Annotated in this window: 14 protein-coding genes; 9 read left to right on the plus strand and 5 right to left on the minus strand. The window is 68.5% G+C overall.

The window, feature by feature from the left end; genetic code table 11:
- Nucleotides 1-10: 10 nt before the first annotated feature.
- The 7 genes from NNJEOMEG_RS17350 (at nucleotide 11) to NNJEOMEG_RS17380 (ending at nucleotide 4,912) form a co-directional block, all read left to right on the plus strand.
- On the plus strand, nucleotides 11-1,039 hold the full coding sequence (locus NNJEOMEG_RS17350; protein WP_173086770.1) for a 3'-5' exoribonuclease YhaM family protein: 1,029 nt from the start codon (nucleotides 11-13) through the stop codon (nucleotides 1,037-1,039).
- Entirely contained in the window at nucleotides 1,015-1,650 is a 636-nt protein-coding gene (tmk, locus tag NNJEOMEG_RS17355; RefSeq protein ID WP_173086729.1) for a dTMP kinase, read from the plus strand. Before NNJEOMEG_RS17350 ends, tmk begins: the two co-directional genes overlap by 25 nt.
- Nucleotides 1,651-1,836: 186 nt before the next feature.
- The gene (locus NNJEOMEG_RS17360; protein WP_173086731.1) at nucleotides 1,837-2,637 is read left to right on the plus strand and encodes a transporter substrate-binding domain-containing protein; all 801 of its coding nucleotides are present in this window, start codon (nucleotides 1,837-1,839) and stop codon (nucleotides 2,635-2,637) included.
- Between the two features lie 45 nt (nucleotides 2,638-2,682).
- Nucleotides 2,683-3,465: an amino acid ABC transporter permease gene (locus NNJEOMEG_RS17365; RefSeq protein WP_173086732.1), complete on the plus strand. Its 783-nt coding sequence runs from the start codon at nucleotides 2,683-2,685 to the stop codon at nucleotides 3,463-3,465.
- On the plus strand, nucleotides 3,462-3,713 hold the full coding sequence (locus NNJEOMEG_RS17370; protein WP_173086733.1) for a glutaredoxin family protein: 252 nt from the start codon (nucleotides 3,462-3,464) through the stop codon (nucleotides 3,711-3,713). The genes NNJEOMEG_RS17365 and NNJEOMEG_RS17370 overlap by 4 nt, the downstream gene beginning before the upstream one ends.
- A gap of 4 nt (nucleotides 3,714-3,717) precedes the next feature.
- Nucleotides 3,718-4,065 (plus strand): ferredoxin-thioredoxin reductase catalytic domain-containing protein, encoded by a 348-nt coding sequence (locus tag NNJEOMEG_RS17375; RefSeq protein WP_173086734.1) that lies wholly within the window; start codon nucleotides 3,718-3,720, stop codon nucleotides 4,063-4,065.
- Between the two features lie 196 nt (nucleotides 4,066-4,261).
- The gene (locus NNJEOMEG_RS17380) at nucleotides 4,262-4,912 is read left to right on the plus strand and encodes a response regulator (protein WP_173086735.1); all 651 of its coding nucleotides are present in this window, start codon (nucleotides 4,262-4,264) and stop codon (nucleotides 4,910-4,912) included.
- Between the two features lie 4 nt (nucleotides 4,913-4,916).
- On the opposite strand, the gene NNJEOMEG_RS17385 is transcribed toward NNJEOMEG_RS17380, so the two are convergent.
- From NNJEOMEG_RS17385 to NNJEOMEG_RS17405, 5 genes are all read right to left on the minus strand, one after another.
- On the minus strand, nucleotides 4,917-5,216 hold the full coding sequence (locus NNJEOMEG_RS17385) for an Hpt domain-containing protein (protein WP_173086736.1): 300 nt from the start codon (nucleotides 5,214-5,216) through the stop codon (nucleotides 4,917-4,919).
- Complete coding sequence (locus tag NNJEOMEG_RS17390; RefSeq protein ID WP_173086737.1) at nucleotides 5,213-6,598, minus strand: sigma-54-dependent transcriptional regulator; 1,386 nt, start codon at nucleotides 6,596-6,598, stop codon at nucleotides 5,213-5,215. The genes NNJEOMEG_RS17385 and NNJEOMEG_RS17390 overlap by 4 nt, the downstream gene beginning before the upstream one ends.
- 604 nt (nucleotides 6,599-7,202) lie before the next feature.
- Nucleotides 7,203-8,888: a two-component system sensor histidine kinase NtrB gene (locus NNJEOMEG_RS17395; RefSeq protein WP_173086738.1), complete on the minus strand. Its 1,686-nt coding sequence runs from the start codon at nucleotides 8,886-8,888 to the stop codon at nucleotides 7,203-7,205.
- Between the two features lie 4 nt (nucleotides 8,889-8,892).
- Nucleotides 8,893-10,122, minus strand: coding sequence for a hypothetical protein (locus NNJEOMEG_RS17400; protein ID WP_173086739.1), 1,230 nt, complete (start codon nucleotides 10,120-10,122; stop codon nucleotides 8,893-8,895).
- 162 nt (nucleotides 10,123-10,284) lie between these two features.
- The gene (locus NNJEOMEG_RS17405; protein ID WP_173086740.1) at nucleotides 10,285-10,827 is read right to left on the minus strand and encodes a periplasmic heavy metal sensor; all 543 of its coding nucleotides are present in this window, start codon (nucleotides 10,825-10,827) and stop codon (nucleotides 10,285-10,287) included.
- A gap of 271 nt (nucleotides 10,828-11,098) precedes the next feature.
- Here NNJEOMEG_RS17405 and NNJEOMEG_RS17410 point away from each other — a divergent pair, with 271 nt between their 5' ends.
- Together NNJEOMEG_RS17410 and gmd are read left to right on the plus strand one after the other, a co-directional pair.
- Complete coding sequence (locus tag NNJEOMEG_RS17410) at nucleotides 11,099-12,073, plus strand: GDP-mannose 4,6-dehydratase (RefSeq protein ID WP_173086741.1); 975 nt, start codon at nucleotides 11,099-11,101, stop codon at nucleotides 12,071-12,073.
- Nucleotides 12,070-13,161 (plus strand): GDP-mannose 4,6-dehydratase, encoded by a 1,092-nt coding sequence (gene gmd / locus NNJEOMEG_RS17415; RefSeq protein ID WP_173086742.1) that lies wholly within the window; start codon nucleotides 12,070-12,072, stop codon nucleotides 13,159-13,161. The genes NNJEOMEG_RS17410 and gmd overlap by 4 nt, the downstream gene beginning before the upstream one ends.
- Nucleotides 13,162-13,179: the final 18 nt, after the last annotated feature.

The following is a 13,179-nucleotide window of genomic DNA, read 5'->3' on the forward strand; positions in this document are numbered from 1 at the left end:
TGGCAAGACGGTGACCGACAAACGCATCTTCGTGCGCGACCTGAGCGTGGGCCTCCAGGTGAACGAGTGTTTCCTCGTGGCCCAGGCCTCCAAGGGCCAGGCCCGCAACGGACCCTTCTGGTCCCTCAAGCTCCAGGACGCCTCCGGCGCCATCGACGCCAAGCTCTGGTCCCCCGGAGCCCAGGCCTTCGACGACATCCAGGCCGGACAGTTCGCCCTGGTGGCGGGGGCCGTCACCGCCTATCGCGACCAGCCCCAGATCAACCTCGACGGCCTCACCCTCCTGGGCACGGCGCCCGAAGGGGTAGACCACGGCGACTTCCTCCCCGAAAGCGCCGAAAAGCCCGAGTCGCTCTACGCCAAACTCGAGGAACTGCTCAGCGCCAACATCGGCCACGCCCCCTGGCGGCGCTTCTGCAAAAAGGTGCTCACGGACCCCGAAATCCGCGCAAAGCTCCTGGCCGCGCCCGGCGCAAAGGCCATGCACCACGCCTACCGGGGCGGACTGGTCGAACACACCCTGGCCGTGTGCCGCGTGGTCCTGGCGCTGTGCCAGCTCTACCCGGACCTGGACCGCGACACCCTCCTGGCCGCCGCCGCCTTCCACGACATGGGCAAGGCCTGGGAACTCTCCAGCGGCCTCACCCGCGACTACACCGACGAAGGACAGATGCTCGGCCACATCGTGCTGGGCATGGGCATCCTGGAACCCTTCCTGCGCAAGGCCAGGGACCTCGACCCCGGCCTGGTGCTCCACTTCCGGCACATGCTCATCAGCCACCACGGCGAGCTGGCCTACGGCTCGCCCCGCTCGCCCATGACCCCCGAGGCCATGCTCCTGCACTTCGCGGACAACATCGACGCCAAGGTCCACCAGTTCCAGGCCGCAGTGGACGACCCCGAAAAGATCGGCGTCACCTCCTTCGTGCGCGGCCTGGACCGCTACGTCTTCAACCCCGCGCGCGTGCGCCCCGAAGCGCCGCAGCCCAGGAAACCCGAACAGGGGCCCAGCCAGTGTTCATTACCTTTGAAGGCGTAGAAGGCTCCGGCAAGTCCACCCAGATCGCCCTGGCCAAGGACTGGATCGAAACCCAGGGCCGCGAGGCCCTGGCCACCCGCCAGCCCGGCGGCTGCGCCCTGGGCCTGGAGCTGCGCCGCATCCTGCTGGACGCCCGCAACACCCACCTGGACCCCACCGCCGAACTTTTCATGTACCTGGCCGACCGCGCCCAGCACGTGGCCCAGGTGGTGCGCCCCGCCCTGGAGGCCGGCAAGGCCGTGCTCTGCGACCGCTTCCACGACTCCACCGTGGCCTACCAGGGCTTCGGCAGGGGCCTGGACGTGGAATCACTCCTCGGCCTGGGACGCCTGGCCGCGGCAGGCCTCGCGCCGGACCTCACCGTGCTCCTGGACCTGGACCCCGAACAGGGCCTAAGCCGCGCCAGGGGGCGCAACCACGCCGCCGGGGCCAGCCAGTCCGAGGGACGCTTCGAGGCCCTGGACCTGCCCTTCCACCAGCGCGTGCGCCAGGGTTTCCTGGAGCTGGCCCGGCGCGAGCCCGCCCGCTTCGCCGTGGTGGACGCCTCCGGCGACCCCGTGGCCGTCTTCGCCCGGGTGCGCCAGGCCCTGGCCGCCCTGCCCTGGGCGTGACTCCCCCGCCGGACGCAAGCGACCCGACGCGCACGGAGCGCGCGTGTTCCGACGCCGGAAGCCCGACTCCCGCCGGGGCGATCCCGGCGCCGCACTGGACATTGTTCCAATCGGAACTACTCTTTGCCCCAGCCGCGCTTTTGGGGTAACCCCGTCTGGCAGAACGAACCCACAGGAGGCCGCGAGATGCAACGCGCCGTGTTCATGTTGTTTGCCGCCGTACTGTTCTGCGCCCAGGCCGCCCTGGCGCAGACCCCCTTCGACATCAGCAGGAACAGCCAGCTGACGGAGATCGTCAACCGCAAAAAGCTGGTGGTGGGCATGGAGCTCAAGTACCCGCCCTTTGAATCCACCGACGCCAAGGGCATGCCCGTGGGCCTGGACGTGGACCTGGCCCGCATGATCGCCAAGGACCTGGGCGTGGAGCTGGAAATCAAGGACATGGAGTGGACCGGGCTCATCCCCGCCCTCCAGACCGGCAAGATCGACCTGATCATCTCCGGCATCACCGGCACCCTGGAGCGCGCCAAGACCATCACCTTCACCAGCGCCTACTTCACCACCGGCCTGTGCGCCCTGCTCTCGTCCAAGCGCGCCCCGGACCTGGCGAGCGTGGACGCCCTCAACGACCCCAAGCGCGTCATCGCCGTGAAGACCGGCACCACCGCCGACATCGTGGCCTCCAAGCGCTTCCCCAAGGCCACCATCAACCGCTACAAGGACGAGTCCGCCTGCGTGCAGGAGGTGGTCAACGGCCGCGCCGACGCCTTCCTCTACGACCAACTCTCCATCGCGCGCCACGCCAAGGAATTCCCCCAGGCCACCCGCGCGCTGCTCAAGCCCTTCACCTACGAGCCCTTCTGCATCGCCATGCGCAAGGGCGACTTCGACCTCTGGAACTGGCTGGAGATGTTCGTCTCCCTGCGCCGCAACGACGGCACCCTGGAAGAACTGCGCGCCAAATACGTCGAGCCCCTGCTCAACTAGCGCTTCCCGGGCCCCGGCCGCGCGGCCGGGGCCCTCATCCCCCCCATGCTCCACCGCATCCTCGTGCGCTCCGTCCTCCTGGCCCTGGCCGTCCTGGCCCTGGCCGGGGCCATGTCCACGCTGGACTACAACTGGAACTGGCACGTGGTGTGGCAATACCGGGAACTCTTCCTGACCGGCTTCGTCAACACCGTGCTGGTCTCCTGCGGGGCCATCGCGCTGGGGCTGTGCATCGGCATGGCCGGAGGGCTGGCCCGGGTCTCCCAGAACATCTGGCTGCGCGAGGCGGCCACGCTCTACGTGTGGTGCTTCCGGGGCACGCCGCTGCTCACGCAGATCTACATCTTCTATTTCTGCTTCGCCGTGGTGGTGCGCGTGGACAACCCCTTCCTCACGGGCATGGCGGTGCTGGCGTTCTTCTCCGGGGCCTACATCACGGAGATGGTTCGCGCGGGCATCGAGTCCATCCCCGAGGGCCAGTGGGAGGCCGCGCGCTCCACGGGGCTCACCCACGCCCAGACCCTGCGCCACGTGGTGTTCCCCCAGGCCGTGCGGCGCATCATCCCCCCGGTGACGGGGCAGTTCGTCTCGCTCATCAAGGATTCGTCGCTGCTCTCGGTGATCGCCGTGCGGGAACTCACCAAGGGCGCGGAGATCGTCAACGCCGCCACCTACAAGACCTTCGAGGCCTACCTGCCCCTGGCCCTGTTCTACCTGGCCCTCACCTACCCCCTCTCGGCCTTGACCTACCGCCTGGAAAAGCGGATCAATTACCAATCCGTTGCGCGCGGCCCCTCCGCCGCGAAACCACAAGGAGCCGCACAATGAGCAAGATCGTGAAGGTCTACGCCCTCTCCACCTGCATCCACTGCAAGCACTGCAAGGAATACCTCGACGAGCGCGGCCAGGTCTACGACTGCGTCTACGTGGACCGCCTCTCCGGCGACGAACGCCGCGACACCATCGACGCCATCAAGAAGGTGAACCCCGGCCTGTCCTTCCCCACGGTCCTCGTGGGCGAGACCGCCGTGATCGGCTTCGACAAGGACGCCCTGGAAAAGGCCCTGGAGGACTAGGCCCGTGGACGCCAAAGCGCTGCGCGCCATGCTGGGCCCCGTCCAGGAGAAAAAAGGCTACTACTTCAACGCCGACGAGGCCATGACCATGGACCTCCTGGAAATGCTCCTGGTGAACAAGGAGCGCTACGGGCACATGGCCTGCCCCTGCCGCCTGGCCTTGGGCAACTACGAGGCCGACCGAGACATCGTCTGCCCCTGCGCCTACCGCGAGGCCGACGTGGCCGAATACGGCCAATGCTTTTGCGGCCTCTACATGAACAAGGCCATGCACGACGGGGCGCTCCCCGCGCGCGTGGTGCCCGAGCGCAGGCCCGCCGAGAAGGTCCTGGCCGCCCTGGGCCTGGACTAGGCGGCGCGCCCGACACCCCCTTCGATTCGCCCGGCCAGGGACGCCCGACCGTCCACGGCCGGGCGCACCGCCCATGCCGCCGCGACGCCACCTCCTGCAAGGCACACCGGCGCGGGGTGCCCCTGACTGTTGACTCTTCTGACGTTTCTGCTAGTATGCGTAGAAAATTAATAGCTTCAGACTATAAGTACAATCTGTGAAAAAAACCACGCTGCTCATCGCGGAAGACATGGAGATCGTCAGGAAGGGGATCAAGTCCTTGATCCTCTCCAACACGGATTTCGAGGTCTGCGGCGAGGCGGCCGACGGGCAGACGGCCGTGAACCTGGCCCTGACACTGATGCCCGACGTGGTGATCATGGACCTCTCCCTGCCCCGCATGGACGGCACCGAGGCCATCGCGGAGATCAAGAGGCGGCTTCCCAGGACGCGCATCCTGGCCCTCACGGGGCACGGCAAGGAGAATTTCCTCACCGCCGCCATCCAGGCCGGAGTGGACGGCTACCTCCTCAAGCAGAGCTCCGACGAGGAACTCTACTCCGCCATCGCCGCCGTGGCCGCCGGGCAGGGCTACTTCTCCCGCGAAGTCACCGCCATGCTCGCCCAGGCCTGCCGCACCGGCAACAAGCCCCCCTCCCCCCTGGAGATGCTTTCGCGCCGCGAGCGCCAGGTGCTCAAGCTCGCCGCCAAGGGCCTCACCAACAAGGACATTTCCGACGCCATCTTCGTCTCGGTGAAAACCGTGGAAAAGCACAAAACCAACCTCAAGAAAAAGCTCGGGCTGCGCAGCTCCCTGGAACTGGCCGCCTTCTGCCTGGAACAGGGCCTGCTCGACGAAGCGGACTGAGGCCTCAGCCCTCCCCCGCCGCCTCCGCGCGCGTCTCCCGCTCCAGTTCGTCCAGCAGCGCGCCCAGCTCCCGCAGGGCGCTTTCCAGCATCTTCCCCGCCCCCTGCTCCGCCCGCGCCGCCGACTGCCACACCTCCGTCAGCCCGAAGCGCATGGCCGCGCCCTTGAACGCGTGCAGCCTGGCCTTCATCGCCTCAAGGTCCCCTTCATGCAGCGCGCGGACCGCCCCCTCCAGCTCGCCCCGCAGGGCCTGGGCCAGTTCGCCCGCCAACGGGCGCAGCGCCTCCGGCATCCGTTCGATCACCGCTCGCTCCCCCTCCTGGCCAGGCCGTACTTGCGCAGCTTGTATTGCAGCGTCCTGCGGCTCACGCCCAGGGCCTCCGCCGTGCGCTCCCGGTGGCCCTCGTTGGCCTCAAGCGCCCGCACCAGCGCCTGGCGCTCCGCCTCCTCCAGGCCCACGGGGCCGGGCACTGCCGGCTCCGGGCACGGAGCGCAGGCCGCGGCCCCCTCGGTCATGTGCGGCGGCAGCGTCTGAGGCGTCAGCGTGTCCGAGCGCGACAGGATGATCGAGCGCTCCAGCACGTTCTCCAGTTCCCGCACGTTGCCCGGCCAGCCGTAGCGCCCCAGGGCCTCCAGGTAGGCCGGGCTCACCGATCGCACCGACTTCTTGTTGCGCTCGCCCAGCTTGGCCAGCAGATGCGCCGCCAGCACGGGCAAATCCTCCAGGCGCTCGCGCAATGGCGGTATGCGGATCTCCAGCACCGCCAGCCGGAAATAGAGGTCCTCCCGGAACGCGCCGCGCGCCACCTCGGCCCGCAGATCCCGGTTTGTGGCCGCCACAATGCGCACGTCCGCGGGCACCGGCTTCACCGAACCCAGCGGCTCTACCAGCCGCTCCTGCAAGGCCCGCAGCAGCTTGGCCTGCAGCTTCAACGGCAGCTCGCCCACCTCGTCCAGAAAGAGCGTTCCGCCGGACGCCAGCTGGAACCGGCCCGGCTTGTCCTTCACGGCCCCCGTGAACGCGCCCTTCACGTACCCGAACAACTCGCTCTCCAGCAGCTCGCCCGGCAGGGCCGCGCAGTTCACCTTCACCAGCGGCTTCGAGGCGCGCGGGCTCATGGCGTGCACCAGCTCCGCCACCAGCTCCTTGCCCGTGCCCGACTCGCCCAGGATGAGCACCGTGGCCTCCGCCGGACCGACCTGAGCCGCAAGTTCCCGCACCTGGCGCAGCCCCTGGCTCTCGCCCACCAGACTCACCGCCGCACCGCCGGACTCCACCCTGCGCCGCAACTCCTTGTTCTCCGACAACAGGCGGCCGTACTCCGCCGCCTTGTCCAGCACGGCCTTCAACTCTTCGTTGTCCGCGGGCTTCGTCAGGTAATCAAACGCGCCACGCTTCATGGCCTCCACCGCCGAACCTACCGTGCCGTACGCCGTGAGCAGCACCACCGGCAGACCCGGCGCGACTCCCTGGATCGCCGCCAACGCGGCCATGCCGTCCATGCCCGGCATGCGCATGTCCAGAAGCGCCACCGACGGCAACGCCCCGGGCGCGCAGCCGCCCAGATGCCGCAACGCCGCCTCGCCCGACGCGGCCTCCACCACACGCCAGCCCGCATCCTCCATCACCGCACGCACCATCAGGCGATGGCCGGGCTCGTCGTCGATCACCAGAAGCGTGTCCATGTTTCTCCGTTGGTTGAGCCGTTCCCCCTTGCCCCCCTGGAGAGGGTGCCGCCCTCTCCAGACCTCTCCCGTCAGGGCTCCGCCCTGGGCCCGCTGGGGGGATGACCCCCCCAGACCCCGCAATTGCTTCGTGGGCTTCACCGGTTAGCCGGTGTTAATGGGAGCGGCCAGTCTCCAGAGGCCCGCACGGCAGCGGACTCCCGCCGGGAATGCGCTCAAAGCAGCGCTTATCCCGGCGGACTGCCATCGTCGCAAGCGACGATGAACAAGGAATTATCATATAAATTCCAAGAAGCGGATCTTGCTCGAATATCTGGCGCGAAGCGCCACGGCCCCCGCGCGGGGATTCGCGGCTTTGCACGAATTCCCGCGCGAATGGCGGCGCAGCCGCAAGGGCCTTGCCGACAAGACTGTCGTCGCCGGTGAAGCCCGCGAAGCGGAGTGGGAGTGCAGAGGGCGTAGCCCTTTGCCCGCCGGAGGCATATTCTCCGGCCGCTTTTGCCCGCCGGAGGCTTCTTCCCCGGCAGCCTTTGCCCGCTTGGGGTCCCACTCTTGGCCGCCCTGTCGCGCCTCCCGACAGCGCTTCGCGCGGTCGTTGCCCGGTTCATGGTTGCTGTTCCCGGAGCGGCGCGTGCCGGAAGGTCAGGGTGACGGCGGCGCCTTGTCCTGGTTCGGAGTCGATATGGAGTTGTCCCAGGTGGTCGCGGACGATTTTGTGGACGATGGCCAGCCCCAGTCCGGAGCCTTCCTTGCGGGTGGTGAAGAAGGGTTCGAGGGCGCGGCGTTTTTCTTCGGGTTCCATGCCCCGGCCGGTGTCGATGACGCTCAGGCTCACCCCGTCGGGGGTTTCCCGGCTGGCGAGGGTGATGACGCCGCCGTGTTCGGGGAGGCTGGCGAGGCCGTTGAGGATGAGGTTGATGAGGGCCTGTTTGAGGCCGTCGCGGTCTGCGACGGCGGTGTCGGCCTTGAGGTCGGTTTCGAAGGAGGCCTGGGCGCGCTGGAAGTCGAAGCGCAGGAGGGTCTCGAGTTCCGCGGCCAGTTCCGGGAGGTGGACGGGTGCGGGCTCGGAGGGCCTGGGCCGGGCGAGGTAGAGCAGATCGGTGACCACGCGGCCGAGTCTGTCGGCTTCCTGGACCATGGTGTTGGCGTAGGTTTCCTCGGGGTCCTTGCCTTTGAGCTTGGCGGCGAAGAACTGGGAGAAGCCCCGCAACGCGGAAAGCGGGTTGCGGATTTCGTGGGCCACGCCGGCGGCGAGGCGTCCCACGGCGGCGAGGTGGCGGGACTGTTCGAGGTCGCGCTCGAGCGAGCGCAGCTTGGTGCGATCTCGCAGAAGGAGGAGGGTTTCATCTTCGAGAGGCGCGACGAGCACTTCGAGGTTGCGTCCGTCGAGGTCGAGCTGCTTCCAGGGCTGGGGTTCCGGGTGTCCGGTCTGCAGCGCGGCGGCGAGGGGGAGCGAGGCGAAGTCTCGCCCCGGCAGGTTGGGGCCCAGGAGGGCCGCGGCGGCCGGGTTGGCGGCGGAGACGAAGCCCTGCGCATCCACGGTGAGGAGGGCTTCGGGGAGTGAGTCCAGCAGGCGGGAGTGGAAGTGTTCCAGGCGCACGAGGCGTCTGGACTGTTCGCGCCGGCGCAGCAGGGCCACCAGGAGCACCCAGACCAGTGCGGCCGCGCCCAGCACGAAGCCTGTCTGCATGAGGGCGGCGGTGCGCATGGCGTTGTACTGGGCGTAGTGTTCGTCCAGGGAGAGGCCCACGAGGAAGTAGACGGGTGGCGCTTCCTGGCCCGGGGGCGTCTCGGGGGTGGCCGGGCAGAGCCTGGCCATGCCGGGACGCATGCGTGCGGCGTAGCCCAGCATGGTCAGTCCGCCCAGAGGCAGGGTGCCGAACCATTCGCCGGTGATGGCCAGGTCCGCCAGGGCGTCCTGGTCCAGTGGCGCGCGCAGTGAGTTGTTGGCGTGCCTGGGGGCGGAGGAGACGTGGAGTTCGCCGTCTTCGCCGTAGATGCCCAGGAAGAGGAGGTCGCCGGATTCGACCACCTCGCGCAGCAGGTCTTCGAGGCGCTCCACGGCCTGGTCGCGGGGCATGCGTCCCAGGTGGGGGAGCAGGCGCATGAAGTTGGCCTCCACGCCGCGCAGGATGGTGCGCGCGGCGAAGAGGGCGTGCTGGTCGATGACGCGTCGCTGGGCTTCGAGGTTGCGCCAGGTGATCACCGAGAGGGCCGCCCCCATGAGCACCAGGGCCAGGGCCGCAAGGGCCGGGAGGCTGCGCGGGGCTCTGGGGGCGGAGACGTCCATGGCGTTACCTCACAAGCAGTTCCATGACCTGCTCGGGAGTGAGGTTGTTCTCGATGGCCAGTTCGCGGAAGGTCATGTCCGAGAAGGCCACGATGCCTTTGGCCTTGAGGCGCGCCAGGGCCTGGGCGGTGTCCAGGGAGTGGTCGCGGCAGAAGGCGGCCAGGGTCATGCGTTCCAGGCCCTCGGGGACGGGTACGGCTGCCGGGGCCTGCTGGGCGGGCGGCTGCGGCGCCACGAGGGGCGGCGCAGGCATGGGCGGCTGCATCCCGTGCGGGACTTCGGGTGCCGGAGCCGGAGCCGGGGCCGGAGCGGGCGCGGGCGCGGGCTGCGCCGCGGGCGCGGGAGGCGGAGCCTGGACGGCCTGGGGCGTCTGGACGGCCTGGGGCGTGCCGCGCAGGGCGTCGTAGACCTCCACGGGCAACATGAGGTTGGACTGGGCGATCTGCCGCAGGGTCATGTCGCCGGAGGCCTTGATGCCCGCCTTGGCCAGGGTTTCCACGGCGCGCGGGAGGTTCATGCCGTACTGCTCGCACACGTCGGCCAGCTTGAGGCGGCCCAGGCCCGGCGGCGGGTCTGCGGGCAGGGCCGGGGGCGGCGGGGCCTGGGGCCTGGGGGCCTCGGCCTGCGCGGCGGGCGCGGGGAGCCTGGCCTCGCGGCCGCCGCGCAGAGTCTCGTAGACGGCGGCGGGCACGAGCCCGTTCTGGCGTGCGATTTCGGCCAGGGTGGCGTCGGGGGAGCTCAGGCGCACGTTGTGCACGGCGAGGTTGGTGAGGGCCTTGCCGGGGTCGAGGCTCAGTCGCTTGGCCAGTTCCGTGGGGGCCATGTCGGCCGCTCCGGCCAGGGGGGGCTCCCCGAAGCTTTTGGCGTGCCACTTCTTGAGCGACCCCGAGAGCGCGCTCAGGGTGCCGCCCGGCGGCAGAAGCAGGGCCGAGGCGGCGGCGAAGGCCACGAAAACGATGCAGGCCACGGCCAGGGAGGGGCCGAAGTCGCCCTCGCCCTGGGCAGGGGCCATCACGCGGCGACCGCAGGGGATGAGCGAGGCCAGCCAAGCCAGGGCCAGCAGAACGCCCAGGCCCATGTGCAGGGCCTGCCACCTGGGATGGGACAGACCAAGAAAGGTCCAGCCGGACCACTGGGCCACTTCCGCGGAGGGTCCCGCGAAGAGGGCCAGGGCGGAGGCGATCACGCCTGCCATGGCGAAGGAACTGAGAAGCCAGAGAAGACGTCGGATCATGAGCGGGCTCCCGGGGTTGAAACGCTCCGGCCGCAGGAGGCCGGGCCTTTGGGCGGTTTATACCTCGGGGGCGTGCATGGCAATCGCCGGGCCAGGGATGAGGGGGAACCCCGCCGATGGGGGGCGGGGTTCCCGAGGTGAGGGGGGTGAGGTGGACAGGAACTATTGCGCGGGCGCTTGCGGGGTCTGCTGGCCGGGGGTCTGGCAGCAGGGGGGCAGCTGGTCGGCCTGGGGCTGTGCCGCCTGGGGGCCGCCGCAGCCGGGGCCGTAGCCCATGCCCATGCCCCTTCCGTAACCGCCGCCGGGACCGCCGCAGCCCTGGCCGTAGCCGCCGCCGGGCCCGCCCGCCAGGGGCATGTTCACGCCGGTCTCCTTGAGGATGCGCTGCTGCAGGGCAACGCGCTCCTGGTAGACCATGGAGGAAAGGGTGCCGATCTCCTTGGCCAGGGCGTCGATCTTTGCCGAATCCGGCTTGGGCTGCACGAGCAGGGCGTTCATTTCGGCCTGCTTGGCCCACTTGCGGCTCTCCAGATCGTAGAGCTTTTGGCGGCCTTCGGCGTAGAGCTTGGCCACCTGCTCCTGCTTTTCCTGGGGCAGGTTGGAAAGCCAGGCGTGGAACCCGCCGCCGGGACGGGCGACGGCCAGGGACCCGAAAGCCACCACAGCCGCCAGGGCCAGGATCGACAAGGCAAGACGCGATTTCATGGTGTTCTCCTTGGATTCGTCCATCACGCCGCGCCAGGGCGCGGCGTGCTGTGGCGGACCGGGTCTCGTCGGCCGCCGAACCCATTTAGCAGCAAGCGTGCCACAAAATTACATCAATATTTACTGCAACCTACGACTTTTGAAAGGACCGATCAAACGCAATGTGCAACTCTTTGCACATCGATTTGCACAACAGCGCATCGGGTCGCCATTGACAGCGCCCTACGTTTGGCCCAAGAAAAGCCGCCAAACGTCAACTCCCGGACCCAGCATGAAATCCGCCCTCATCATCGGCATCACCGGCCAGGACGGGGCCTACCTCTCCAGGCTTCTGTGCGACAAAGGCTATCGCGTGGCCGGCACCTCGCGTGACGCCCAGATGGCCAACCGCTCGGGCCTGGCCGCCCTGGGCGTGGCGGACCGGGTGACCATCCACTCGGCCTCGGTCACCGATTTCCGGGGGCTCTGGCAGGCAGTGGAGCGCTGCGAGCCCGACGAGATCTACAACCTCGCGGGGCAAAGCTCGGTGGGCCTTTCCTTCGAGCAGCCCCTGGAGACCTTCGAGTCCGTGGCCGCCGCCACCCTGAACATCCTGGAACTCCTGCGCCTGCTGGGCAAACCCGTGCGCCTCTACAACGCCTGCTCCACCGAGGTGTTCGGCAACGCCCCCGGCCCCGCCGACGAGGAGAGCCCCTTCCGACCCCGCAGCCCCTACGCCGTGGCCAAGGCCGCCGCCCACTGGGCCGTGGCCAACTACCGCGAAGCCTACGGGCTCTACGCCTGCTCCGGCATCCTCTCCAACCACGAGTCGCCCCTGCGTCCGCAACGCTTCGTCACGCGCAAGATCGTGGCCGCCGCCTGCCGCATCGCCGGCGGGTCCGGCGAGCGCCTGAGCCTGGGCAACACCGACGTGGTGCGCGACTGGGGCTGGGCAGGCGAATATGTGGACGCCATGTGGCGCATGCTCCAGCAGGACGAACCCGGCGACTACGTGATCGCCACCGGCCGGAGCTTCTCCCTCCAGGATTTCATCGTCCGGGTCTTCGCCGAGCTCGGCCTCGACCACGCCGACCACGTGGACCGCAATCCGGGCCTCCTGCGCCCCTCCGACATCCTCGTGAGCCGCGCCAATCCAGCGAAATCCCAGGAGAAGCTGGGCTGGCGCGCCACCATGGCCATGCCCGAAGTGGCTGCCGCCATGGTGCGCGCCGAACAAAAGACTTCCCATCAGGAGACCATAGCATGAGCCACAAGAAAGCCCTCATCACGGGCATCACCGGCCAGGACGGGGCCTATCTGGCCGAACTGCTGCTCGGCAAGGGATACGAGGTCCACGGACTCAAGCGCCGTTCCTCGCTCTTCAACACCGACCGCATCGACCACCTCTACCAGGACCCCCACGTCGACGGCCGCAAGTTCATCCTGCACTACGGCGACCTCACCGATTCCACCAACCTCATCCGCGTGATCCAGCAGATCCAGCCGGACGAAATCTACAACCTCGCCGCCCAGTCCCACGTGGCCGTCTCCTTCGAGACGCCCGAATACACCGCCAACTGCGACGCCCTGGGCACCCTGCGCATCCTCGAAGCCGTGCGCATCCTGGGCCTCGGGCAGAAAACGCGCATCTACCAGGCCTCCACCTCCGAACTCTACGGCCTGGTCCAGGAAACGCCCCAGACCGAGAAGACCCCCTTCTACCCCCGCAGCCCCTACGCCGTGGCCAAGCTCTACGGCTACTGGATCACGGTGAACTACCGCGAAGCCTACGGCATGTACGCCTGCAACGGCATCCTCTTCAACCACGAGTCCCCCCTGCGCGGCGAAACCTTCGTCACCCGCAAGATCACCCGCGCCATGGCCCGCATCAAGCTGGGGCTCCAGGACACCCTCTTTTTGGGCAACCTCTCCGCCAAACGCGACTGGGGACACGCCCGCGACTACGTGAAGATGATGTGGCTCATGCTCCAGCAGGACACCCCCGACGACTACGTGATCGCCACCGGCGTGCAGTACAGCGTGCGCGACTTCGTACGGGCCGCCGCCAAGGAACTGGGCATCCCCCTGCGCTTCGAAGGCGAAGGCGTCGAAGAGAAGGCCTACCACGCCGAAACCGGCAAATGCCTCGTGGCCGTGGACCCGCGCTACTTCCGCCCCACCGAAGTGGAGACCCTCCTGGGCGACCCCGCCAAGGCACGCGAAAAGCTCGGCTGGACCCCCAAGATCACCTTCGAGCAGATGGTCGCCGAAATGATCCAGGCCGACCTGCGCGACGCCGAACGCGACAACATGTGCAAGACACAGGGCTTCCGCACCTACGACTTCCACGAATAGAGACGCGCGCGCACCCGC

Source organism: Fundidesulfovibrio magnetotacticus, assembly GCF_013019105.1.
In the GTDB taxonomy this organism is placed as follows: domain Bacteria; phylum Desulfobacterota; class Desulfovibrionia; order Desulfovibrionales; family Desulfovibrionaceae; genus Fundidesulfovibrio; species Fundidesulfovibrio magnetotacticus.

What these genes read in the sequence shown, in the direction of transcription:
- NNJEOMEG_RS17360 (WP_173086731.1), top strand. Translation starts at nt 1,837, where the DNA reads ATGCAACGCGCCGTGTTCATGTTGTTTGCCGCCGTACTGTTCTGCGCC.
- NNJEOMEG_RS17365 (WP_173086732.1), top strand. Translation starts at nt 2,683, where the DNA reads ATGCTCCACCGCATCCTCGTGCGCTCCGTCCTCCTGGCCCTGGCCGTC.
- NNJEOMEG_RS17370 (WP_173086733.1), top strand. Translation starts at nt 3,462, where the DNA reads ATGAGCAAGATCGTGAAGGTCTACGCCCTCTCCACCTGCATCCACTGC.
- NNJEOMEG_RS17390 (WP_173086737.1), bottom strand. Translation starts at nt 6,598, where the DNA reads ATGGACACGCTTCTGGTGATCGACGACGAGCCCGGCCATCGCCTGATG.
- NNJEOMEG_RS17395 (WP_173086738.1), bottom strand. Translation starts at nt 8,888, where the DNA reads ATGGACGTCTCCGCCCCCAGAGCCCCGCGCAGCCTCCCGGCCCTTGCG.
- NNJEOMEG_RS17400 (WP_173086739.1), bottom strand. Translation starts at nt 10,122, where the DNA reads ATGATCCGACGTCTTCTCTGGCTTCTCAGTTCCTTCGCCATGGCAGGC.
- NNJEOMEG_RS17405 (WP_173086740.1), bottom strand. Translation starts at nt 10,827, where the DNA reads ATGAAATCGCGTCTTGCCTTGTCGATCCTGGCCCTGGCGGCTGTGGTG.
- NNJEOMEG_RS17410 (WP_173086741.1), top strand. Translation starts at nt 11,099, where the DNA reads ATGAAATCCGCCCTCATCATCGGCATCACCGGCCAGGACGGGGCCTAC.
- gmd (WP_173086742.1), top strand. Translation starts at nt 12,070, where the DNA reads ATGAGCCACAAGAAAGCCCTCATCACGGGCATCACCGGCCAGGACGGG.